The sequence below is a fragment of the Bacillus luti genome (genome assembly GCF_001884105.1).
Taxonomy (GTDB): Bacteria; Bacillota; Bacilli; order Bacillales; family Bacillaceae_G; genus Bacillus_A; species Bacillus_A luti.
Window position 1 is genome coordinate 78289 of record NZ_MACI01000024.1, and the last position, 25178, is coordinate 103466.

Annotated in this window: 22 protein-coding genes, 2 pseudogenes, 2 riboswitches and 1 other annotated feature; of the genes and pseudogenes, 4 read left to right on the forward strand and 20 right to left on the reverse strand. The window is 35.5% G+C overall.

The window, feature by feature from the left end; translation table 11 throughout:
- Nucleotides 1-10 precede the first annotated feature (10 nt).
- Both BAQ48_RS06720 and BAQ48_RS06725 read right to left on the reverse strand, forming a co-directional pair.
- Entirely contained in the window at nt 11-607 is a 597-nt protein-coding gene (locus BAQ48_RS06720; protein WP_001121586.1) for a TerD family protein, read from the reverse strand.
- 128 nt (nt 608-735) lie between these two features.
- The gene (locus BAQ48_RS06725; protein WP_071710477.1) at nt 736-1614 is read right to left on the reverse strand and encodes an ROK family protein; all 879 of its coding nucleotides are present in this window, start codon (nt 1612-1614) and stop codon (nt 736-738) included.
- Nucleotides 1615-1919: 305 nt separating this feature from the next.
- On the opposite strand from BAQ48_RS06725, the gene BAQ48_RS06730 reads away from it, so the two are divergent.
- Complete coding sequence (locus BAQ48_RS06730) at nt 1920-2591, forward strand: LPXTG cell wall anchor domain-containing protein (protein ID WP_071710478.1); 672 nt, start codon at nt 1920-1922, stop codon at nt 2589-2591.
- A 114-nt stretch (nt 2592-2705) separates the two neighbouring features.
- On the opposite strand, the gene proS is transcribed toward BAQ48_RS06730, so the two are convergent.
- Nucleotides 2706-4136 carry a proline--tRNA ligase gene (gene proS / locus BAQ48_RS06735; RefSeq protein WP_071710479.1) on the reverse strand — a complete coding sequence of 477 codons (1431 nt, stop codon included), beginning with the start codon at nt 4134-4136 and terminating at the stop codon, nt 2706-2708.
- Nucleotides 4137-4183: 47 nt separating this feature from the next.
- Nucleotides 4184-4390: a binding site (T-box leader), on the reverse strand.
- Between the two features lie 93 nt (nt 4391-4483).
- On the reverse strand, nt 4484-4777 hold the full coding sequence (locus BAQ48_RS06740; RefSeq protein ID WP_071710480.1) for a YesK-like family protein: 294 nt from the start codon (nt 4775-4777) through the stop codon (nt 4484-4486).
- A gap of 154 nt (nt 4778-4931) precedes the next feature.
- Here BAQ48_RS06740 and BAQ48_RS06745 point away from each other — a divergent pair, with 154 nt between their 5' ends.
- Entirely contained in the window at nt 4932-6245 is a 1314-nt protein-coding gene (locus BAQ48_RS06745) for an alkaline phosphatase family protein (RefSeq protein WP_000356461.1), read from the forward strand.
- 108 nt (nt 6246-6353) lie between these two features.
- Complete coding sequence (locus tag BAQ48_RS06750) at nt 6354-7637, forward strand: MFS transporter (protein ID WP_071710481.1); 1284 nt, start codon at nt 6354-6356, stop codon at nt 7635-7637.
- Between the two features lie 70 nt (nt 7638-7707).
- On the opposite strand, the gene BAQ48_RS06755 is transcribed toward BAQ48_RS06750, so the two are convergent.
- The 14 genes and pseudogenes from BAQ48_RS06755 to BAQ48_RS06820 form a co-directional block, all read right to left on the reverse strand.
- Nucleotides 7708-7959: a helix-turn-helix transcriptional regulator gene (locus BAQ48_RS06755; protein ID WP_079999805.1), complete on the reverse strand. Its 252-nt coding sequence runs from the start codon at nt 7957-7959 to the stop codon at nt 7708-7710.
- A gap of 56 nt (nt 7960-8015) precedes the next feature.
- A complete protein-coding gene (locus BAQ48_RS06760; protein ID WP_071710482.1) occupies nt 8016-9248 on the reverse strand; it encodes an MFS transporter in 1233 nt (410 codons plus the stop codon).
- Nucleotides 9249-9314: 66 nt separating this feature from the next.
- Nucleotides 9315-9896: a TetR/AcrR family transcriptional regulator gene (locus BAQ48_RS06765; RefSeq protein WP_071710483.1), complete on the reverse strand. Its 582-nt coding sequence runs from the start codon at nt 9894-9896 to the stop codon at nt 9315-9317.
- An 80-nt stretch (nt 9897-9976) separates the two neighbouring features.
- Nucleotides 9977-10093 (reverse strand): annotated as a pseudogene (locus BAQ48_RS06770) (histidine kinase); the annotation flags it as partial.
- A 113-nt stretch (nt 10094-10206) separates the two neighbouring features.
- Nucleotides 10207-10452: a hypothetical protein gene (locus BAQ48_RS06775; RefSeq protein ID WP_071710485.1), complete on the reverse strand. Its 246-nt coding sequence runs from the start codon at nt 10450-10452 to the stop codon at nt 10207-10209.
- A 13-nt stretch (nt 10453-10465) separates the two neighbouring features.
- Nucleotides 10466-10780, reverse strand: a complete 315-nt coding sequence (locus tag BAQ48_RS06780; protein WP_071710486.1) for a thioredoxin family protein — start codon at nt 10778-10780, stop codon at nt 10466-10468.
- Nucleotides 10781-10790: 10 nt separating this feature from the next.
- On the reverse strand, nt 10791-11162 hold the full coding sequence (locus BAQ48_RS06785) for a DnaJ family domain-containing protein (RefSeq protein ID WP_071710487.1): 372 nt from the start codon (nt 11160-11162) through the stop codon (nt 10791-10793).
- Between the two features lie 526 nt (nt 11163-11688).
- Nucleotides 11689-13233 (reverse strand): ABC-F family ATP-binding cassette domain-containing protein, encoded by a 1545-nt coding sequence (locus BAQ48_RS06790; protein ID WP_071710488.1) that lies wholly within the window; start codon nt 13231-13233, stop codon nt 11689-11691.
- Nucleotides 13234-13676: 443 nt separating this feature from the next.
- The gene (locus BAQ48_RS06795; protein ID WP_071710489.1) at nt 13677-14426 is read right to left on the reverse strand and encodes an ABC transporter ATP-binding protein; all 750 of its coding nucleotides are present in this window, start codon (nt 14424-14426) and stop codon (nt 13677-13679) included.
- Nucleotides 14423-15421 carry an ABC transporter substrate-binding protein gene (locus BAQ48_RS06800; protein WP_071710490.1) on the reverse strand — a complete coding sequence of 333 codons (999 nt, stop codon included), beginning with the start codon at nt 15419-15421 and terminating at the stop codon, nt 14423-14425. The genes BAQ48_RS06795 and BAQ48_RS06800 overlap by 4 nt, the downstream gene beginning before the upstream one ends.
- On the reverse strand, nt 15418-16191 hold the full coding sequence (locus BAQ48_RS06805) for an ABC transporter permease (protein ID WP_001057167.1): 774 nt from the start codon (nt 16189-16191) through the stop codon (nt 15418-15420). The genes BAQ48_RS06800 and BAQ48_RS06805 overlap by 4 nt, the downstream gene beginning before the upstream one ends.
- Nucleotides 16163-16483, reverse strand: coding sequence for an MTH1187 family thiamine-binding protein (locus BAQ48_RS06810; RefSeq protein ID WP_000082898.1), 321 nt, complete (start codon nt 16481-16483; stop codon nt 16163-16165). Before BAQ48_RS06810 ends, BAQ48_RS06805 begins: the two co-directional genes overlap by 29 nt.
- A 100-nt stretch (nt 16484-16583) precedes the next feature.
- Nucleotides 16584-16685, reverse strand: a riboswitch (TPP riboswitch).
- 52 nt (nt 16686-16737) lie between these two features.
- Entirely contained in the window at nt 16738-20310 is a 3573-nt protein-coding gene (locus BAQ48_RS06815) for a non-ribosomal peptide synthetase family protein (protein ID WP_116758483.1), read from the reverse strand.
- A 169-nt stretch (nt 20311-20479) separates the two neighbouring features.
- Nucleotides 20480-22219: a methyl-accepting chemotaxis protein gene (locus BAQ48_RS06820; protein ID WP_071710491.1), complete on the reverse strand. Its 1740-nt coding sequence runs from the start codon at nt 22217-22219 to the stop codon at nt 20480-20482.
- A 142-nt stretch (nt 22220-22361) separates the two neighbouring features.
- A riboswitch (cyclic di-GMP riboswitch) is annotated at nt 22362-22446 on the reverse strand.
- A 282-nt stretch (nt 22447-22728) separates the two neighbouring features.
- Here BAQ48_RS06820 and BAQ48_RS06825 point away from each other — a divergent pair.
- Complete coding sequence (locus BAQ48_RS06825) at nt 22729-24042, forward strand: anaerobic C4-dicarboxylate transporter family protein (protein WP_063221629.1); 1314 nt, start codon at nt 22729-22731, stop codon at nt 24040-24042.
- A gap of 88 nt (nt 24043-24130) precedes the next feature.
- On the opposite strand, the pseudogene thiE reads toward BAQ48_RS06825, so the two are convergent.
- Together thiE and BAQ48_RS06835 are read right to left on the reverse strand one after the other, a co-directional pair.
- Nucleotides 24131-24646: pseudogene (thiE, locus tag BAQ48_RS06830) on the reverse strand (thiamine phosphate synthase); the annotation flags it as partial.
- A gap of 141 nt (nt 24647-24787) precedes the next feature.
- The coding region (locus BAQ48_RS06835; protein WP_165613786.1) for an RNA-guided endonuclease InsQ/TnpB family protein at nt 24788-25178 on the reverse strand (391 nt) is incomplete at its 5' end.

The following is a 25178-nucleotide window of genomic DNA, read 5'->3' on the forward strand; positions in this document are numbered from 1 at the left end:
TCGGTTTATTTTATTGATAACGTGATACAATCTCACTTAAGTTTTTATCTTGTGTGCCTTCTCCAACAGCTGAAAACTTCCATTCACTTCCATGGCGATACATTTCACCTGCGATTAGAGTCGTTTTGCCAGCATAATTATCCGATAAATTATAGCGTGCTAATTCTTCACCAGTTTGCGGGTTTTGAATACGAATATATGCATTACGAATCATCCCGAAATCTTGACGACGATTTACACAATCATAAATATTTACAACGAATACTAAACGATTAATACGGCTCGGAACTTTATGTAATTCTACGAAAATTGTTTCGTCATCACCAGCGCCTTCACCTGTTAAATTATCTCCTGAATGAATAATACTACCACAAGTAGAAAGTTTGTTTCCGAAGTAAACTAAATCATTTTTATTTAAAAAACGATCCCCTTCTAACATAACAACAGATGCATCACAATCTACATTTGGTTTACTTCCAAATAATGAAGACAGAAATCCACCTGATTGCCCAATTGGATCCCAGCCTAAGCCAACCTGTAGTTTTGCTACTTTTGGTTGTCCTTTCGTTAAATCGATCTTTTGACCTTTTTCTAAAATAATAGGCATGAAGTTTCTCCCTTTCTACAAAGCATTTTCCGAATCGGAAAATATTGTATTCTTCTCTTATATTGTAGCATTATTTACCTAGTGAGAAAAAGGATAAATTCTCAGTTATATGAAAACATTCATATAACTTACTTATGCTGATGTAAGAAGTGGTAAATAGCACCAATCATTCCTGCGCAATTACCGTTTTGTGCCAGTTCAATCTCACAATTACTGTAAATCTCTTTGTTTAAATATTTTTCTACCTCTTCTTTTACTTCTTTTAAGAACTGATTTCCTCTATCAGTAATTCCCCCACCTATAACAATCATTTCTGGATTAAAAATATACGCAAGGTTACTAATTCCAATCGCTAAATGTTTAAAGAAAACCTCAACTGCTTTCGTAACCTCTCTATCTCCTTTATCATACAACTCAAAAATCGTTTTCCCATCCCACTCACCTTCACCTTTATATTTCCTTACAAGACAAATTAACCCTGAAATAGAAGCAACCTCTTCAAAAGTTTTTCCTTCTATTAACATATTCCCCCATTCACCAGCACTAAACGAATGCCCTCTATATAACTCTCCATCTATAAAAATTGCGCCTCCAATCCCCGTTCCGAGGGTAAGCATAATAAAGTTTCTTTTATCTCTTCCAACACCATTCCACTTTTCTCCGAATGCTGCACAATTCACATCATTGTCAATGGATACAGGAACTTTTAATACCTCTTGCAATCTATCAATAATAGGAATAGTAGCGTAGTTCGGAATATGATCCACCCCTCCCGTTACAACCCCTTTATAAATATTAATAATTCCCGCAGTACTAATACCAATTCCCGAAATCGTATGTTCATTTATTAATTTTTGGGATAAAAGGATGAGTTTTTGAACGATTTGTTCCCCGCCCAAATGAATTTCTGTTGGAGCTGTTTTATGCTTTAGTACTGTTCCTGCTTCTGAAACGATTCCATATTTAATTTGCGTACCACCAATATCAAATGCAATGTATTCTTTCATCTGCTGTCACTTCCTCTACTGTAATGAATGTAAAATTCTCACTGCTCTACTATTTATACAGTGAAACTTTAATCAGTGGGTGTTTTGTTCATCCCCCACTGATTCTTAGCCTTCACCAATCAGGCTTTTACGGACACCCCGCCCGGCGAATAGCGGGGGAAAGAGTTTACACTAACTCTTTTCTCTCTTTAGAAATACACCACCTTTTTCTATATATAGTTTTTTTTGCATAAAACTCTTTTTCCTATGAAATATTACAAAGGGATGTATTTTAGATGGAATATTAATTTTTCAGGAGGAAATCAATGACGAAAATCTTCATTTTAGCATCAACTCTTTCTTTATCTTTTTTTAGTGGTTTAAATATCGGTAATGCAGCAACAGAAAACTTCTCTCCAGTAACAAACGCGATTGTACAAAATAATAATCATTTCGCAGAAGATAACTCAAAAGATAATAATAAACCACCAGGAAATGGTGGTTCTCAGGACGATAGTGGTTCTGGTGGCAATGGTTCCGGTGGTAGTGGTTCTGATGGCAGTGGTTCTGATGGCAGTGGCTCTGGCGGCAACGGCTCTGGTGGCAATGGTTCCGGTGGTAGTGGTTCTGATGGCAGTGGCTCTGGCGGCAACGGCTCTGGTGGCAATGGTTCCGGTGGTAGCGGTTCTGGCGGCAATGGTTCTGGCGGCAGTGGTTCTGGTGGCAACGGTTCCGGTGGTAGCGGTTCTGGCGGCAGCCGTATTAAAGGCGATAGCAGTTCTCAAGGTAGCGATGACTCTCAAGGTAGCCGTGTTAAAGGCGATAGCAGCTCTCAAGGCGGCAATGGTTCCCAAGATGGTAATGCAAAAGATAACGCGAAAAAACAAGGCGATAAGTTACCTAATACTGCAACACATTATCCTGCATCTATTTTAATGGGACTTTCAACGTTCCTAATTGGTATGTTACTATTTATTCGCCGTAAAAATGCAAAATAAAAACACATCCCTCCATCTAAAAAATACATGAAACAAATTGTAAAACTAAAAAGGACTTTGGATTGCATTTTATTACGCAGCCCAAAGTCCTTTTTATCATCTATCAACAAAGTATTAATACGCTTTTCCCCAATACACCACTTGCTTAGCTTCTTTACCACAACAAATACATTCGTCAGCTAATTGCTCTTGCTCAAAAGGCATACAACGTGAAGATACTCCAACTTCTTCTTTTAGTTTCTCTTCACAAGCTAATTCTCCGCACCACATCGCCTTAATAAATCCTTGCTTTTCATCAGCTACTTTTTTCATCTCTTCGAAATTCGTCACACTATACGTATTCTCATCACGAAATACTTTTGCCTTATTAAATAAAGAATTATGAATTTCTTCGAGTAATGATGGAATACGCTCTTCTAATTGATCCATTGATATAAATTCTTTTTCTTTCGTATCTCTTCTTACAAGTACGACTTGATTCTTTTCTATATCCTTTGGACCAACTTCTAATCGAATTGGAATGCCCTTCATTTCATACTCATTAAATTTCCAACCAGGTGTTTTATTGCTAACATCTACTTTCACACGTGCAACGTTTTGAATACGCCCTTGTAACTCTGTTGCCTTTTCTAACACACCTTCTTTATGCTGCGCAATCGGTACGATAACAACTTGTACTGGAGCGACTTTTGGTGGCATTACAAGCCCATTATTATCACTATGAACCATAATAAGTCCACCTATCATTCTTGTTGATACACCCCAAGATGTTTGGTGTACATATTGCCACTTACCGTTACGATCTAAAAATTTAATATCAAATGCTTCAGAGAAATTCGTTCCAAAGTTATGAGATGTTCCTGTTTGAAGTGCTTTTCCATCATGCATTAAACTTTCAATCGTATAAGTCGCCTTTGCACCCGCAAATTTTTCTTTGTCTGTTTTTTGCCCTTTAATTACTGGTATCGCTAAGTAGTCTTCACAGAAAGAAGCATATAGATTTAAAATATTTAACGTTTCAGCTTGAGATTCCTCTGCCGTTTCATGGATCGTATGACCCTCTTGCCATAAGAATTCAGTTGTACGAAGGAATGGTCTCGTTGTCTTTTCCCAACGAACTACTGAACACCACTGGTTATATAGCTTTGGCAAATCATTATAGGATTGCACAATTTTTGAAAAATGCTCACAGAATAAAGTTTCAGATGTAGGACGTACACAAAGTCGTTCCACTAACTTTTCATCCCCGCCATGTGTCACCCATGCTACTTCAGGAGCAAATCCTTCTACATGATCCTTCTCTTTTTGCAATAAACTCTCTGGGATAAACATTGGCATATACACGTTTTCATGACCAGTTGCTTTTAATTTCTCATCCATAACCTTTTGCATATTTTCCCATAAGGCATAACCGTACGGACGTAGAATCATACATCCTTTTACACTCGAATAATCAACAAGTTCTGCTTTTTTCACAATATCTGTGTACCACTGCGCAAAGTCCTCTTCCATCTTCGTAATCGCTTGTACTTGTTCTTTTACCATAGTCAGTCTTCCTCCTTCTAGAAAATACAAAAAAGCCCGCGTCCCTAAATAGGGACCGAGCTTTGCCGGCGTTACCACCCTGATTCATGCACAAAAATTGCGCATGCTCTCTTTTTGATAACGGGAAATTCCCGCTGCATATGCAGAACTCAAAGGTAGGTTCCATATCGCCTTTTTAAGAATCTTTCAGCCTGACGGATTCTCTCTCTGCCAAAAAGGTTGAACATGTACTAGTCCTTTTTCATCGTTATAACGAAATAAATTTGTTGAATATCATAATATAAATTTCACCACAAAACAAGAGTGAATTTTCTTATTTTTATATATTCTTTTCATTTTTTACAGTTTTATACGTAGCTTTTCCGCGTAATTTTCACAAGTTGGTGTGCAATCATACCAATAAGTGTACCAAGTAGAATGAAGAAACCAATAAATCCATATCCCATTCCTTCCCATCCACCAATAACCATCATTGTAACGGGAAAGGATGCTAAGCACAGAAGTATTAAACTAAGTGCAAATATAATATCGAACTGCTTGTCTGGAAAGCGTTTCTTTAGTAAATACGAAATAGCAAATACAAGAATAATCGTAATTCCGCCAATGATGTAAAAGATACCAAATCCATCTAACCAATCCATGTTGTTTCCTCCTTCCATAGATTCCCTTATACTTGATTATATGTTTAATTTTTCTGAAAATAAATAATAAATTTTATTCGAAAATATATTTTTATTACTAGGTATTAATAGTAATATATAGTAATAGGTTTTATATAATTAGGAGGATTACTTTATGGATAAAGCATTAACTAATCGTGTCATCATTTTATCATTCGACTGTTTATCAGCTTTAGATTTTCCTATATTACAAACATTACCTCATTTCCAATCTCTAATAAAAAAGGGCGCAATTGTGGAAAAGGTAGAGCCCATCTATCCTTCTGTAACCTATCCAAGTCACTCAACAATCGTAACTGGTAATTACCCTAATAAGCATGGTGTTGTTAGCAATACGTTACTTCAACCTGGACGTGAATCACCAGATTGGCATTGGTACCGAAAATCAATACAAGGAACAACATTATATGATGAAGCACATAAAGCAAATTTAACGACAGCAGCCCTTCTATGGCCTGTTACCGGCAGAGCAAATATTGATTACAATTTACCAGAAATCTTTCCAAATAGACCGTGGCAAAATCAAGTTTTAGTTTCATTATTTAGCGGTAGCCCGCTATATCAATTAGATTTAAATCGCCGTTTCGGCCATATACGAAATGGATTGTCACAACCTGAACTCGATGATTTCGTACTTGCTTCTGCTGTGCATACAATCCAGACGAAAAAGCCTAATGTCATGTTTGTACATTTCACCGATTTAGACACCCAAAGACACTATCATGGCTTTGAATCAAAAGAAACAATAGCCGCAATTCATAGACATGATGAGCGACTAGGAAAAATTATTCAAGCTTTAAAAGACAGTGACCTATACGAAGAGAGCACTATTATCGCTCTTGGTGATCATAGCGCTTTAAGTGAAAACAAATCCATTCAATTAAATGTACTATTTCATCAAAAAGGGCTTATATCTATAAATTCAAAGGGTAAATTAGTAGACTGGAATGCTTATTGCCAAAGTTGCGATGGATCCGCCTATGTATATGTGAAAGACAAAAACGATACAGATACGATTCGAGAAGTACAACTACTCCTTGAAGAACTGCTTCAAAATAAACAAAACGGTATTGAATTTATACTTCATGATGAGGATGCGAAAGAATGCGGTGCAGACGGTAATTGTTTATTTATGTTAGAAGCACAAGAAGGATATTATTTCACTGAAAATTATACAGGAGATTTTATAAAAGAAATTACCGAAAAAGATGTTACGCCTAGTAAAAAATATACATTTGGAACTCACGGATACTCTCCAACAAAACCTAACTATGAAACGATTTTTATCGCTGCTGGGAAAGGTATTCAAAGCGGCGTTACCATTCCGTATATGAGACTGATTGACGAAGGTCCAACTATTGCTAGACTACTTGGTTTACACTTAGGTGAAACAGACGGATCAATTGTAGAGGATTTACTTCAATTGTAAAGAACTGTGTATATATGTAAAAGTTATGTAAAAATCATCACTGTTTCTCTTTTTATAATTTTTATTTTTGTACACTGTTAGTAGAACAAATTTAAGGGGGAACATTATATGAAGAAAATGTCCAGACAAGAAAAAAGCTGGATATTATACGATTGGGCGAATTCCGTATATTCGCTCGTCATTACAACTGCATTATTTCCAATCTACTTTAAAGCCGCTGCAAAGGAAGCTGGACTATCCGGTGCAACTTCAACAGCATATTGGGGATATGCAAACTCGTTCGCAACACTTTTAATTTCTATACTTGCTCCTATTCTCGGAACGGTTGCTGATTATAAAGGATTCAAAAAACGATTTTTTACATTTTTCTTTGGACTCGGTATTGTCTTTACAAGTATGCTAGCAGTTGTTCCAACCTCTCAATGGTACTTGTTATTAGGATGCTATATGCTCGCATTAGTCGGTTTTGCTGGAGCAAATATTTTTTATGATGCATTCTTAGTAGATGTTACTTCTAAAGATAGAATGGACCGAATTTCTACGAGAGGATTCGCCTTAGGGTATATTGGAAGTACAATTCCTTTTATCGGTTGTATTGCACTTATCATTCTTGCTCAAAAAGGAACTATCCCTTTATCCGTTGGCATTGCTAGTCAAATTTCCTTTGCGATAACAGCTCTTTGGTGGGGGTTATTTACAATTCCAATGCTAAAAAACGTAGAGCAAACGCACTATATTGAACGTCATCCTAGACCAATTACAATGAGCTTCAAACGCCTTGCTGATACTTTTAAAAATATTAAAGAATATAAAACTGTCTTTATGTTCCTAATCGCTTACTTTTTCTATATTGACGGGGTCGACACAATTATTACTATGTCTACAGCTTACGGAACTGATCTCGGGATTAGTGCAACGAATCTATTAATCATCTTATTTGTCACACAAATTGTAGCTTGTCCATTCGCTTTATTGTATGGCAAACTATCAGAAACATTTACAGGTAAAAAAATGCTATATGTCGGTATTATTATTTATATCATTATCTGCACATATGCTTATTTCTTAAAAACGACACTCGATTTCTGGATTTTAGCAATGTTAGTTGCCACTTCTCAAGGTGGTATTCAAGCACTTAGTCGTTCCTACTTTGCGAAACTAGTACCTAAAGAATCTGCAAATGAATTCTTCGGATTTTATAATATATTTGGCAAGTTTGCCGCGATTATGGGTCCAGTATTAGTTGGTGTGACGACTCAATTAACAGGAAAAACAAACGCTGGCGTACTTAGTATTATTGTACTGTTCGTTATCGGTGGATTCTTACTAACTAGAGTTCCGGAAAATAATACATCTGTTACACCACCTAATCCGAAAACTAAAACGATATAAGAAAAAGATCCTCTTCATATGAGAAGGGGATCTTTTTTATTTTTAACGGTTCACCTTCCAATGAAAGGCCCTACTGTTTGTACAAAAATAATTTATCAACAGTTGTTCCTAATACTTCCGCTAAACGAAAAGCTAACGCTAAGCTTGGATCATATTTATTATTCTCAATTGCATTTATCGTCTGTCTAGAAACTTTACATTTATCAGCTAATGCGCCTTGTGAAATATTATTTTCAGTGCGTAATTCATAGATTTGATTTTTCACACCATTGCTCCTAACATGTAAAATCGTTTTTACAACATTAGTATATAGTCGGTACATTTCATTGTCAAAAGATTGCCATGAAAAAAGGGAGCAATTGAGCCCCCTTACAATAGCTATTTCGAAGCTAATGAATTCGTCATTTCCTCTCGATTAACAACATCTTCTTTCTTTATTTGCATACGTAAAACCGGGCCTATTGCTAATAAAATAAGTGACATTGCTATACAAAATACGGTAACTAGTGAGGTCATCTCCTTCAATCCTCCAGCTAGTGAAGTTCCAATTAACATTGCCCCCATAAACAGTGGTAAAATTGTTCCATTTACTCTTCCAATCATATTTTCTGGTACAAGTTGAATCATAAGCGTACCGACAACGATATTAACACAAGCTAAACAAATACCTGTTCCAAATCTCATGAAACTAGTAATCCAAAATGATGTAGATATCCCTTCTACTAAAAATGACATCGCTAATATGCTCATACCGAATACAAACATCTTTTTCGGATTCACCTTTGAAGCGAAAACTGCAGCAACAATACCACCAATTAACATACCTATTCCATCAGCTGCGGCTAAATATTGAACTGCTTCCTTTTCCATTCCAAGGCGTTCTATTACAAGAAACACCTCTAATGGATTCGTTAGTCCAACAGCTAAGCCCATAATGGTGAAAGTGATCGTAATCATACGTAAATTTTTCGTATGAAGAACGTATTTCCAACCTTCTTTTATATCATTTTTCAATGAATCTCTCGCCACTTGCTCTTGTTCAACCCACTTTGGTAAAAATGAAAGGGCAATAGCAGATAACAAAAATAAAATGATTAAGCTATATAGCGACGTAAATAAACCAAGTTGTGTATACACAAGCGATCCTACCACTGGTCCAAAAATCATAAATAATGACTGTAATGTTTGGTTAAATGCAATCGCATTTGCTACCTGTTCTTCCTTTACATAGCGCTTAAATATACGCGAAGATGATGGCTGAGAAAACTGGCCTACAATCGCGGAAATGAGTGTTGCAAAAAATATTGCCTGCCAATAATCCAGCTGTAACAACAAAACAATACCTATAATAGACAGTACACTTAACACATCTCCAGCAACCATCGTTCTTTTCGGATTCCAGCGATCAGCTAACGCACCACCGATAAACGAGAAAATAAAGATAGGTGCATATTCCATAACCGATAACAATGAAACGGAAACCGGATCATTATTCGTTCGCTCCATTATGAAATACAAAAGGGCCATATTTCTGATCCAAATTGCAAATTGTTGTAAAATATCAGATGCCATAACGAGCATAAATGCTCGATTTTTAAATAAAGCGTTCATTCTCATTCCCCTTTCATAAACCGACCGTTCGGTCTAATTTAATTTGTAAGAAAAGCAACTGACCTATTATTCAGCTGCCATCCCTTTTAACAATACATCTATCGCCTTTTTATAAATACGTTTCAGCTCTTTATAATCTAACTCGTAGTAAAGTACTCCAAGCCCTGATAATAATCCATTCACAATATACATAAGATCGCGCGTATTATCTTCACGAAACTCTCCAGACTGTATGCCTGCTTCAATTAATTTCTCCAACATAACATATGATTCTCTAGTTAAAGCTAACAGTTCATCCAGAATCTCTTTACTTACAACTTGGCTCATAGAGAATTCCTCTATCGCATTTGAAATTGGTTGCTGTATGTCCTCTACATAATATTCCGCGAGACCATATAGTTTTTCGGTACTAGTACTATATAACTTCTCTTTTTCATTCCATTTTTCAAGCCAATCATACGTATGCTGTTTCACTACGAATAAAAATAATTCTTCTTTACTTTTAAAATGATAATAAATGCTTCCTTTACTTCGCCCTGTAATTTCACAAATCTCTTCCATAGATGTAGCTGCATAGCCCTTCTGTGAAAACAGACTTTCTGCTTTATATGCAATTTCTTTCTTTATCTCTTCTGCGCTTCTTCTCATATTCACACCTCTTTAAACCGACCGTTCAGTCTAATAATAACAAATCAAAAACCTCTATCGCAAGAGGCTATATTCCTTATTTAAGAAAACGTACTCTCAAACCACGTTCGAATCATATGTATTGTTCCAATTTTAAATCCTAATTTAACAAGAAATACGCCTCCCGCAGCTAATAAAAATAACATTACTTTCCCCTTAGTATGTTAAAAATAGTTAATCAAACGTTTGTTTAACTGTTTTTATGCATATGTAAGCCAACTAATCAAACGTTTGTTTAAAAAGAAATACGCCTATATAAGGCGCATTTTCATCAATCACCGCCGCCACCGCAGCTTCCCCCACCATCTCCACCAAAAGACCCTCCACAATCATGCGAGCCTCCATTGTGCGAGCTATCATTATCAGATCCAGCAAAGAAAAATAGTGGTGATGAGTTGTTAGATGAGTTATGAATGTTATTTTGTTTTGTAAGATTTACCTTCTTTTTGTTTGATCGAACTGCTGTTACAATTGTTCCAACTACAACAAATAATAGTATGACAATAATAAATTCCATATAAAAGCCTCCCTTAATCTTCGAATAATTGAATAGTTCTTTCTAGATTTTCAAGTGAAATGAAGCGCGATTCACGAAGGATTTCTTTTCCCTTATAAAATAATAAAACTGTTGGACCTGTAAATACGGCATATCGCCCCGCAATCTCTTGCATGTCTTGTAGCAATATCTCTATTTTCTCTACGTAATCATAATTCTCTAATACGTAATTTACTTTCCTTAACATGACATCACAAACACCGCAATTTTCCGTTTTAATAAATAGCAGTACTACTTGTTGTTCTTCAATATATGTTGCTAATTCTTCTATCGTTTCAAATGTATTCATCTTATCCCTCTTAGCGTAATTTACGAAATACTTTATCCTGATACATACGAAAAGCTGAACTATCTTTAATCTTTCTCTTTTCCATTACTTGCTGAAAACGTAGTGTTTTCGCTGTTAACTCTTCTTGTAACTTTTTTCTCTCCGCTTCATCGTAACAGCAAGAGATTAAATCCTCTATTTTTAATATATCTTTTTGTAGTTCCATTTCTGGTGGAATCATTCCCGCGTTTTTTAAAATTTTATAGCTCATTCTAAGTTCTGGAGGTACCATTGAAAGGTTTTCTAATTGTAGTGGTTTGCCTTTTCCCGGAATATGATCGAGATCACCGTTCCGTATTGCTTGTCGAATTTTTTCTTCGGCAATATTCAAAAACACATCCACATTACTCCCTCCCTTACATATTTTTACTATTATTTTACATGAAATTTCATTATCTTGCTACGCCATTCAAGTTTGACTCCATACAGTTTTTTAAAGAATATATAAAATTACTATTCCTTCTGATAAATCCGTTACAATCAAGGACGAAGTCAGAGGAATCCTAGCAAACATTATAATAACCTATTATAATTATATTCGATTTCTAATATGAAGTTTATGTGAAGTTTACCTGAAGTTTACATGAATTTCCTTTTACTTCTATTGTCTTCCTATACTAATCACATTATCCTTTACATATAGGAATTATTTTCATTCCATTTCAAACTATCTATATATACAAAGAAAGATAGTGGCCTATTAGGGAAAGGCATCTAGTATTATTACAAATATAAACATAACAAAAGAAAAAGCACGCTTATAAGCGCACCATAAGAGTGTTTCTTCATACACTTCTCATGTAAGAGTTCTCGAAAATCATGTTAATCACAAAGAAAAGGCATTAGCTCATAAAGCTAATGCCTTTTCTTTATTCATATTGTTCAGCATGCCATTCTTCTATATTCCATATTTTCGTTATCCACGATTCATAGAAAGAAGGCTCATGTGAAACAATTAAGACCGTTCCTTTATATCGTTGTAGCGCTTCCTGCAAAGCCTTCTTAGTTTCTATATCCAAATGATTAGTCGGCTCATCTAAAATTAAAACATTACTTTTCGTTACGATAAGTTCACAAAGTCGTACCTTTGTTTGTTCCCCTCCGCTTAATAAACAAAGCGGCTTTAATACATGTTCCTCTTTCAATCCACACTTCGCCAATGCTTGACGTACTTCTTTCTTTGTCATATCTGGTCGTTCTTTCCAAACTTTCTCTAACGGTGTTATTTCTGAAGCAAACTCTTCCTGTGCAAAATAAGCAGGATTTACTCGTTCCCCAACAGAAACTGAACCACTTAACGGCTTGAGTTGACCTAATAACGTTTTTAACATTGTCGTTTTTCCAATACCGTTATGACCAACGATGGCTATCTTTTCTCCTTTTTTCACTTGCAAATCCAATTTTGGAAATAAAGGATCCCTATAGCCTATTCTTAGTTTTTCAGCCTGCAATATGCGGCTTACCGGTTCATTATAAACAGTAAAATCAAAACGGGACCGTGGCACATTAATAACTTTTTCAACCCTTTGCATTTTCTTCAATACTTTTTCTCGGCTCTTTGCCTGTTTCGCTTTTCGAATTTTATTTTTTTGAATAAATGTTTCTAACTGGGCAATTTCTTTTTGTTGCTTCGCATACGCTACTTGTAATTGTTTCTTTTGCATTTCATAATTCTGTACAAAACTTCTATAACCACCTACATAACGCTTAACCTTTCGTTCTTCTAGATGATAAATAACGTTCGTAATATTGTTTAAAAATACTTCATCATGCGAAATGATAATATAAGCTTTTTCATACATTTGTAAATAGGATTGCAACCATTCTATATGTGCTGTGTCTAAATAGTTTGTTGGCTCATCTAACAATAAAACATCAGCTTTTTCTAAAAGAAGCTTTCCAAGTAACAACTTTGTCCGCTGCCCTCCGCTTAATTTTGAAACATCCTTCTTCATCCCTACTTCAAACAACCCTAAACCTGTTGCCACTTCTTCAATTTCTGTATGAATTTGATAAAAATTAGAACTCTCCAATATCGTTTGTAATTCTCCATACCTTATTAACAATTTTGTTACTTCTTCTGCTTCCGCCATTTCTTCTGCAAGTTTTAACATTTCACATTCAATCGCATACAAATTAGAAAATGCACTTTGCAAGTATTCTTCAATTGTAATGCCTTCTTGCAAATCTATATGTTGCTGTAAAAATCCTACCTTCACATGTGGAAACCATTCAATGTTTCCATCATCATGTATAACTTCTCCTGTTAACAGACGTAACAGTGTTGATTTTCCAATGCCATTTTCTCCAACTAACCCAACATGTTCTCCCTTTAATAGTCGAAAACACGCATTATATAAGATGGTTTTCTCACCATAAGAATGACTTACATTTTCTACTGTTAATATACTCATTTTTCTCTCTCCTTTACTTATCATCCATAAGCTAAATAGAGAGACTCACAGTATAAAGCCTTATTTAATTGTGTATATAAAAATGGGTAAGGTGAATATACCTTACCCATTACATATTATCGTAAAAAAGGATTAAGGTTCTTTACCTGCTGTCTTCAATTTAGCTTAATTGTTAAAAATGGGCAGACTTCTCCCGTCTTAAGCTAAAACCATTTGAAGAACAGTTGATAAAGTCATTTTATCCTTTCACTCCTTTAACATTTGTTATATTAAGAGTATAAACTACTCTGTTATATTCTATTCTCCATTTTTTCTTTTGTTCCTTCTTCAAAATGATCTACTGTTAATGAATCCACTATTTTCTCAATAGATTTCATTTTTCTCCTCCTATATAAAAAAGCCTTTTAACAGTAATTACGCTAAAAACTGTTAAAAGGCTTTTTCTATTTTTTCATATAAGGAGCTAATACTCTTAAAATCTCTTCCTTATCCTTCTTTAACTCAAGTGATGTTAACATATCCATCGTTCGCGGCCTAGGTAATTTCACTTGTACTTCGCCAACTATTGATGCTGGCCTTTGAGATAAAATAAATACGCGATCAGAAAGCAAAATGGCCTCATCTAAGTCATGGGTGACCATAACAATTGTTTGCTTTTCCTGGTGCCAGGAATTCAAAAGCCAACTGTGTACTTCCATTTTTGTAAATGCATCTAATTTTCCAAAAGGCTCATCAAGGAGCATAATCGGTTTTTCACATAAATATGTGCGAAGAAAGCTAATTCTTTGGCGCATACCACCAGACAATGCATCTGGGTAATGATCGGCATATTCATCTAACTCAAACTGCTTTAATGCTTCCATTCCTTCTGCCAGCCTTCGTTTTTTAGGCTTTCCTTCAATCTCCAGTGGAAGAACAATATTTTGCAAAGCAGATCGCCACGGTAATAATAAATCTTGTTGCGGCATGTAGCTTACAACATCTTGCTCTTGTACGTACTTATCATTATACGTGACGCTACCACTTGTTGGATTTTCAACGTGTGCAATCATGTTTAATAATGTGCTTTTCCCGCAACCACTCGGACCTACAAAGGAAACGAATTCTCCCTCTCGTATAGAAGCACTAATATTTGTTAATACATTCTTTCCATCGAAAGATTTTACAATATCTTTTATTTGTAATCCGCTCATTTTTCACTTGGAAGGAATTCATTTGTAAAGGCATCTTTTACATCGATTTTCTTTTTAATAACTTTGTTGTCATATAAGAAATTCATGTAATTTGTCCAAATTTCTTCCTTCTGTACTCCCCACGATTTAGCATCATCTTGATACTTTGTGCTTAACCACTTTTGACTTTCTTGTACTAACTCTTTATTTATATCTGGGACAGCTTTAATTAAAATATCTGCAGCTTCTTTCGGTTCTTTAATTGCAAAATTATAACCTTCTGTCGTTGCAGTCATAAACTTTTTCACAAAATCTTTATCTTGCTTCGTATGTTTTTCACTCGTAATAATAACAGGACTGTAGAAATCAAGCGCTGGATCTAGGTCTTTTACCATAATCGTATTTAACTCTTTCCCTTGACGCTTCGCTTCAATCCCATCCCAACCGTAATAAATCCACTCGAAATCTGCATCTCGGCCAATTGATTTAAAGAAATCTGTTTGTCCTAAAATAATTTTTTCAACTTTATTAAAGTCAGCTTGATGCTTATCCATGATTGTTTTTAACGTTGCCTCTTCCGCTGGTCCTCCCCAGCCTCCGTAACGTTTACCTTCAAAATCCTTCGGTGATGTCATATTATCTTTCTTAAGCGATGCAAAAGCTGAAGTGTTATGCTGAATAATTGCTCCTACAGACACAACAGGAATCCCTTCCACACGGGCTAACGTTACATTTTCTTGTGCACTTATTGCGAAATCAGCTTTTCCTGAAGCTATCATTTGCTCCGCAGTTACATTATCACCTGGCTGGATAATTTCTACATCTAATCCTTGCTTTTTATAATAATCTTTCGTTTGCGCTACATATAAGCCAGTATGATTCGTATTTGGAAACCAATCTAATACTACTTTTACTTTTTGATCTTTACTTGCACTTTCCTCTTTCTTCGCCGGATTACATCCAGCCACACCTACTGCTAATAAAGCAGCTAACATAACTTTTAAACCTTTTTTCATTTTCTGCCGTCCTTTCTATATATCCATGGTGCTGTTATTCTTGCCATAAACTCCACGATAAAATACAGGCATAACGTCACCATGACGATAATCGCAGCAACACCAAATACTCGAGCAGTTAAAAAGGATTTTGTTGCTCTCGTAAGCATAACCCCTAGCCCTTCACTTGCACCGAGCCATTCTCCGATAATTGCCCCCATTACGCTATATGTAACTGCAATTTTTAGACCTGAGAAAAAGTATGGGAGCACTGCTGGAAACTTTACTTTTTGGTAAACTTGCCATTTCGTTGCTTTCATTGTTTGCAACAATTTCAACATATTTTTATCTACTGTTTGAAAACCTTCTAAAATGCTAAGCGCAATTGGAAAGAAACAAACGAGTATGACTACCATTACTTTTGGTAACATCCCATAGCCGAACCAAATAATAAATAACGGTGCAAGTACAACGATTGGAATTGTTTGCGAAATCACGAGCAATGGGTTTATTAAAATACGAAATAAAGGGATAACGTCCATAAGAATTGCAATGCTCGTCCCAAGTAAAATCGCAAAAAACAGTCCGATTATAACTTCCTGCAGTGTTTGCATCGTATTTGGTAATAGTAAATCTTTCATTCCAATTAACTCTTGAACGATGGCAGAAGGCTTCGGTAAAATCCACGGCTCAATTTTAAATAATGAAACAGATCCTTCCCATATCGCAATGAGAAGGATAAGCCAAATAGTTGTAATAAGTTTAGATTGCTTCTGGTTTTGCATATTCATCACGGTACTTCCAAACCTTTTCATCTATCGTTACACCAGTGCTTGGACGATAATGGATTTTAATTGAAGTAATCACTTCTTCTGCTCCAGCATCGACGCATGCTTGTTGTGCACGTTTAATGACATCAAGAAGTACATCTAATTCTCCTTCCAGCGTTGTTTCCATTGCTCCTACTTCATAACGAACTCCCGATTGTTGCACAACTTCAATTGCTTTATCAACAACAGAATATACATCTTTGTTCTTCGCTTGCGGTACTACTGAAAATGAAATTGTAACTTGTTGTGACATAATAAAATCCCCCTTAAAAATAAGTTTTCAAAAAAAGAAAAGGCTTTCCTACCATGTAGGAAAGCCTTGTATGCAAGTTATTCTATAATAACTTATGCTACATCACTTTAAAGTAACTCCCTACGCTGGCATTATCCAGATCAGGTTGAGGGTCGATGTATACTTACATCCTCTCAGCCAATTGGCTCCCCGGTTCTTAATTCGTTTTCATTGTAGCATGATTTATTTTATTGAACAAACAAAACCATACATAATCATTTCATTATCTTTGGAAAATATCCAACGCGTTCACCATGAACTAATAATTGCTGAATAAATTCTTTGTTAATTGCTGGCACTACCAGTTCTTTTTTCTTAATCCATTCATTCGTTCTACGAGTACCCATTACAATTTCGGATTGTTGTGCTCCATCACCTGCAACTTGCGAAGCAATTAGCTCTGCTATTACTTCATCTTCCTTCGCTAACTTAAGTCCAGTATCTATATATTGTGAGAGTGAAACCATTTCAAGATTATATCCACATTCCTCAATTAGCTGTATGAAATGTTCAAATTCAATTTGATTTGGATGGCATATATGTAGCGTTTCCCCTACAATTTTTGAATCTTGTAAATACGCTACAATTGATTTACTAGCAAAATCAATTGGTGTAAAATCGATTTTCCACTTCACATTTGGAGCTTGTCCAATGAGTAACATCGCTTTAATAAGACGGTAAAATGCATTCCCTTCAATGTTTTGTTGGAATACACCTGTCTTCGAATGACACGCTAAGTTACCTGCACGATAAATATTTCCTTGTACACCGCTCTTTAAAGCTTCACGAACAAGGCTCTCTGCCTGCAATTTACTATCAGAATACACATTCTCTAACTCTACATCGTAATTAAAATCACCTGTTTCGATATATGTATCCCATTGCCCTATCGCTAATTCTATCGGAATACCAATTGTTGAAATAAAGTGGAATGACGCTCCTTCTTCTGTTAATGCTAGCATGCGGCTTGTTCCATGAACGTTTACATTTATGAACTGAGCTACATCTCCAAAGTGCCTTACATCTGCACCACAATGAATTACCGTATCAATCTTAGAACGTATGAGTAGAAACTCTTCTTCACTCATACCAAGATACTCTTCTCCAAGATCACCAGGTACTGCCGTTATACGTTGTAGCCAATCCTTACTTATATCATTAAAATAACTTGTTAATGTGTTAACAATTCTTTGTTGTATGTTTTGTGTCGGTCTTACTAAGCAATAAATGTGCGCTGTTGTATCTTTTAGTAATTCATATAAAATATGGGAACCTAAGTAGCCTGTAGCTCCTGTTAAAAAGATTTTTGAAACTATGCCGCTTTTCACTTCTTTTATATGTGAAATTGGCCCTGGCTCATGAATTACTTTATATGCGCGAAATGCCTCTTCTTCCTCCACTTTTACTACCCTTTGAATTTGTGCTAACCCATATATTGTTCTTTCCTGGAAGAAGTCTTGAATTGTTAAATATGGAAAATTCTCTTTCAGTAAAGTTAAAACTCGTAACACCTTCAATGAATGTCCACCAATTGTAAAGAAATCATCATGAACACCTATTTTCGAGATTCCTAATACATCACCCCAAGCTTGTGCTATTTTCTTTTCCGCCTCAGTAGACGGTGCAACATATTCTTGTAGACGAACTGGTTCGTATTCTTCTTCCAGTTGTGCTAATCGCTTCAAATCAACTTTTTTATTCGGTGTAAGTGGCAATTCATTAATATAAATTAATTTAGATGGTACCATGTAATCTGGTAATTGTTCTCTTAAATCGTGTATTAAGGTTTCCATAGCAACTTCATTAATTGTTGTATAGAAAGCAACTAAATAATGGCTACCTTCTTCACTTTTTTTCGTAAACACAGCTGCATCTTTTATCATTTCGTATTTCGCAATTGTATTTTGGATTTCACCAAGCTCAATTCGGTGCCCCCTAATTTTCACTTGATTGTCTTTACGATATAGAAACTCAATGTTTCCATCTTCCAATACTTTGACAATATCACCTGTTTTGTATATCCTACTATCATGTTTTATGTGGTGCGGAATAAATACTTCTTCTGTTTTTTCTGGTTTATTAAAGTAACCCTTCGCTAAACCCACTGATTCTATATACAATTCTCCCGGTATACCAATTGGACAAATCTTCATGTTGTCATTTAATATCCAAACTTTATAATTATCTGCTGGCTTTCCAATTGGAATACTAGCAAGTTTGTCATTTAAATCCGCTGGAATTGGATATGTTGTTGTTGTAATTGTACACTCTGTTGGACCATATGCATTATTTAGCTGAACATGGGTACCAATTCTCTCTCGCCATAATTTCACCACTTCAGCAGTAAGCATTTCTCCACCAACTGCAATTCTCTTTAATGAATCCAGCTTATACTTACTTTCGTCTGGAAGATATGTCGCTACTTGTTGTAAGAAAATTGTAGCTAAACCTAAAATAGATGTTGCCTTTGCTTTATAAATTGCATTTGCAAAAGCATCCACTGACATTCTTTGCTCATCTAATAATACATATACATTTCCACCACAAAATAATGATGCGAATAACTCCCAAATAGATGCATCAAAACTAAATGACGGGAACTGTGCGAAAATATCTTCTTCACTTAATTCGTAATGTCTTTGCATCCATGTACATAAATTCACTACTCCGCGATGTGCAAGCATGGTTCCTTTTGGATTGCCTGTAGAACCAGACGTGTAGATCATATATGCAATATCATCAAGGTGAATAGACAAGTTTACATCCGTCTCCGGAAACTGTTCCATATCGTAAAGAGATAATTCCCGAATATCCTCAAACGGTACTTTCGCTTCTTTCGTTAAAACTAATTTTGATTGGCTATCCTCAATAATATATTGCACTCGATTTGCTGGATAATCTGGGTCAATCGGAATATATGCCGCACCTGTTTTTAAAACGGCTACTATACTGACTACCGTATCAATACTTCTCTTCATAAAGATACCGACATAATCACCTTGTTTCACTCCATTATGTAATAACATGTGAGCAATTTGATTACTTTTTTTATTTAATTGTTCATATGTTAATGTTCCTTCCACTGAAGATAAAGCTATACGATTCGAAAATTTCCTTACGGTTTCATAAAACATATCCGCAATACTTTTATTCGGATATGGTACTTCTGTGCCATTCATTTCTTTATATATCGCTAATTCTTCTTCTGTAATAATATTCATATCTACAACACATTGCTTTTCATTTGCAATACCTTGCTGAATTACATACTGAATTTGGTTCATATAGCGAAGCGCTGTTTTTTCCTCTAATTGCATTTCATTATAAGAAACTTCGAAACAATTATCCTTGAATTCAATAATGTTTAATTGACTATTTCTATTTTCTTTTCCGACTGTAATTGCAGGTTTCCCCCACTTTTCTTCATCGTACTGTAACAACACCTTTTGTACTTCTTCCATGCTCTCTAACTGCATCATTTGATCACTAATTTCTAATTTCAACTCTTCATAAGAAAGCTTTTGTGCAATCGTAATACATAACGGATAACTGCTATGTCCTATATAATAAGGAATGACTATTCGCTTTTCATTACTAATATGATGCAGCCATATAAAAGCTGCTACTATTACATCTAATTTCTTTTGTTCAATCCCTTTGCTATCCTTTACTTTCCTCTGCTTATATTCGCTTACTTGAAAATCTTTCGGTATCATAAGCGGTTCATAATTATGTTGCAAAAATTGTTCATATCTCTCCATATATGAACGTTTTAACAAAATACTCATTCTGAATCCTCTCGCTCTCCATAGTATAAAAATATAATGAAACTTTAATCATCGGAGGACATCTTCCCCCAATGATTAAAATCACACTACAACATCCTAAAATTCGGATATTTGATTATTATTTTTAGAGAGAAAGGTGCAGATTATATCTACACCTTATATTGTCATATTAACTTTTAAATTCCCCAATTAACTCTTGTAACTCCTGTGAAAGCCAGCTTAAAGAAGTAGCTAATTCAGCTATATCTTGTACTGACATTTCCTGTTCTTTCATACTCTCTTCAATATTACTACTACTATTCGCATACGTATTTGCAATATGTGATAGTTCATTTACAACACGAACAATGTTCTGGCTATTTTGCAATATATCACTTGAATTGCTAGAAACGGCTCTAACTTGATTTGTAACAGATTGGGCTGACTTTGAAATTTTCTCAAAGAAGGAACCACTACTTTGAACGAGTGTAATTCCAGACTCTACCTCTTTTGAACCTTTTTGCATTGAAACTACAGCCTCTTCTGCTTCGGCCTGTGTTTCCCCAATTAATTTAGCTATATCTTTTGCTGATGCTTCCGTTTGTTCTGCTAATTTTCGCACTTCATCAGCAACAACAGCAAATCCTCGTCCAGCAGCTCCAGCACGTGAAGCTTCAATAGAAGCATTTAAAGCTAATAAATTTGTTTGATTTGAAATGCCAGTAATTACAGTTACAATATCACTAATTTCTTTTGATCTTGTTTCCAACGAATAAATAATAGAAGATAAATCTTGTACTGCATTTTGGATCAAACTCATTTGATTAATAATTTGTTCAATAACTCCATTACCCTCAATTGAATGTTGCTCCATACCTTCTGAGGCAACCGCGACTTGTTTCGCAGCCCCTGTTATTTCTTCCATCTTATTTTCCATTTCATGTACAATACCTAAGCATTGTTGTACAGAATTTTCTTGAGACTGGGCACCAGCTCTTAATCCTACCATAGAACTCGCAATCTCTTGAACTGCCATGCTATTCTCCTCTGTACTTGCTGACAATTCTTGTGAAGATGAAGAAACTTGTTCTGCCGTCTGTTTCACTTTATCTATAATTCCTTTAAACTTCTCGATAGTATTATTAAAATATGCATTAATAATACCAATGTCATCTGGTCTTTCTTCTAATTTAATACTTAAATCTCCTTCGCCCACTTTACGCAACCCTTCGCGTAAATCTCGCAATGGAGCAAGTGAATTGCGCACAATTAAGAATTGGATAACTGTTGCAATTAAAACTGAAATACAAATAAACATTAAACCTTGCATCGTAAATTTCTTCTTTGTACTAGGAACAATAGAAGCATCTACATCAGCCGCAACAATCGCAACAATGGTCCCTTCACCATCTGTAATTGGCTCTAATATCGTTACCCATGACCCTAGCTCATCTTCATATATTTCCGTTATTTGTGCTTTTTGTGTGCTCATTACTTTATCGTATGCCTTCATCCAATGAGCGGGTTGTTCATAATAATCTCCCGGTTTTACTGGAACAGCATTTGCTAATTCCGTAGTCAAACCAACTACCTGCAGCTCACCTTTTGTATTTGTTTTTGCTCCAACAACATACGTTTGTCCAACACTTCTCAATTCTTTTGTAACTTCATCTAACTGCTCTGTTAACTTTTCTCTTTTCTCTCTCTGTGCCGTTGGGTCCTTCGCAACATCTCTCAATATTTCTGCATCTAATTTATGTAATACCGCATCTCCAGTTTCAAAAGACTGCCTTTCAAATAAAGACATCATACTATTTTGAAACATGTTAAAACTTAACGCCCCCATACTACCTACAAGCGTCAAAATAACGAGTACAGTTAACAATACATTTTTTTGAAGGAACGATAGCTTGTGCCAATATTTTTTCATTAACATCACCTTTCTAAATTAAACCCACATAAAATTTAAATATTAAAATATCTTCATACCTAATCGATAACCATTCTCAAACGGTTATAAATATAAAAAAAAGACCAATGAAAAAAGCATTGGTCAAGACCAACCCTATCCGTCCGGTAACTGGCTAGCATAGCCTTTCGACCTTAGCTCCTGTAGTTTTGCGTCCTCATGTTTCCATCAGTTTGCCTTTCTCGCTGAACGAGTTGAACGATATGGGAGTTCTATGAGAATTAAATTATTCTCTTTCAAAGATTACAACATACGGATTAAAATGTCCACTTATTTAGAGATATAAATGTAAAGTTCCAATGTATTATTTTTTCGAAATAATTTCAAAAAATACATGAATGTTACTTTTTTTGTGTTATATAATAAAAAATGTAGAAAAATCGAGGTTTCTTTTGATTATTTATTTAATTTTCATTCAAATTAAACTATTCGAATATATCTTAACTTATGAATTTCGGAGGTAGTTTATCATGTTTTGGCTACAATTTCTTACCTTATTACTCTGTATTTTTATTGGTGCACGCTTAGGCGGAGTTGGTTTAGGAGTAATGGGTGGAGTTGGTATGGCAATACTTGTTTTTGTCTTCCACTTACAACCAACCGCTCCTCCTATCGATGTAATGCTTATGATTTTAGCAGTAATTACTGCTGCGGGTGCTTTACAAGCTGCTGGAGGAATGGACTATCTTGTTCATCTAGCTGAGAAAGCATTACGAAAAAATCCAAAGCGTATTACTTTTTTTGCTCCAATTGTTACTTATTTATTCACACTATGTGCTGGCACTGGTCACGTTGCCTATTCCGTACTTCCTGTTATCGCAGAAGTTTCTCGTGAATCAGGAATTAGACCTGAACGCCCAATGTCAATTGCCGTAATCGCTTCTCAACAAGCAATTACAGCTAGTCCCATTTCAGCTGCCACAGTTGCTCTTTTAGCAATGTTAGCTGACTATAAAATCACTTTATTAGATATTTTAAAAGTAAGTATCCCTTCCACTTTCATCGCTTGTATGGTTGCTGCATTTGTTGCTAGCAAAATGGGGAAAGAATTAAATGAAGACCCTGAATACTTAAAACGATTAAAAGAAGGAATGATTCCTAAGATTGAAGAGAAAAAAGAATTTGTCGGTGTAAAAGGCGCTAAATTATCAGTTATCCTTTTCCTATTAGGAACTTTCCTTGTCGTACTTCTCGGTTCATTTGAAGCACTTCGTCCAGGATGGATAGTTGATGGGAAGTTAGCACGTCTTTCCATGCCAAACACAATTGAAATGGTTATGTTAACGATCGCAGCTCTTATTATTATTTTCTGTAAACCAAATGTAGAAAGCATTGTTTCTGGTAATGTCTTCAAAGCGGGCGCAACAGCAGTTGTTGCTATTTTCGGTATCGCTTGGATGGGAGATACTTTCTTTAACGGAAACTTAAATATGATTCAAGGATCTATTCAGCATTTAGTAACAAGTGCACCGTGGCTATTTGCTATCGCATTATTCATTCTATCTATTTTACTGTACAGCCAAGCAGCAACAGTTCGTGCTTTAATGCCACTTGGACTATCTCTTGGTATTCCACCAGCATTACTAATTGCGATGTTCCCTGCAGTAAACGGATACTTCTTCATTCCAAACTACGGGACAATCGTTGCTGCCATTAACTTTGACCGCACTGGTACAACAGGCATCGGGAAATATGTACTAAATCATAGCTTTATGATTCCTGGTCTAATCGCAACCTTTACTTCTATCGGAATTGGAATGCTCTTAATTTCCATTATGTTTTAAATAGAAAGCACAAACCTATATTTAAAAAGGTTTGTGCTTTTTTAATCAAACGTTTGTTTAAATAAACGAAATAGCTCGCTTTACACCTCTACAAGCTCTTACTTACTTCCTCTACTAGCTCCTTCGTACTTTCATAAGCAGATTCCGCTAAACTAATCGCAGAAATAATAGAGACACCATCCGCACCTGCTTCTATAACAGAAGCAGTATTTTCAATCGTAATCCCACCAATACCGACAATCGGTATCATAATTCCTTGTTCTCTAAAATGAGCTAATCCTTTCGTTCCTTGAACAGCTTTCGTGTCTTTTTTTGTACTCGTTGGGAAAATAGGTCCAACGCCTAAATAGTCAGCCCCATTTTCAATTGCCCAGCGCGCTTCTTCAATTGTATGTGTAGATACACCGATAATTTTATCACCCATTCTTTCACGAACAGATGTAATTCCCTCATCATCCTGTCCAACGTGAACACCATCTGCATCTAGTTCAATGGCTAATTCAACATCGTCATTTACAATAAACGGTACACCATACTCCTTGCAAAGTGCTTGCACCTCTTTGGCAAACTGTAAACGTTTCTCTCCCGTTAAAGCTCCTTCTCCGATACAATAAACTTAACTAAATCTATACAATTCAATCAAATTTATACAAGTTAGTGCTTCATCGTGTTCTCGCAACCCCGAAGGGACGAAGGGTATAACACTCCACACGAGGCAGTATCGTTACCTCCTATTATCAAGCATTTATTTTACCCATCTTGATAAATTTATCGCAGCATTTACATCCCTATCGTGATGACTATTGCATGGAACACAACGCCACTCACGTATTTTTAAACTCCACTGTCCTTCTGGTTGAACTGAATGGTCGTATTTTACGCCGCAACATGAGCAAATTTTACTTGAGGCGAACCATTTATCAGCTTTTACATACGCAATGCCGTACTTCTCACACTTGTACGATAAACATTGAAAGAAGAAGTTTAATTTTTGAAAGGAAAATGCTTTCGATAGTTTTTTGTTTTTTAACAGGTTTGAGATAGATAAGTCTTCCACAACAATCCTCATTGGTTTGGTTTTCACCAATTTAGCTGTTGCTTGATGGATATGGTTATTTCGGATATTCGTAATTTTC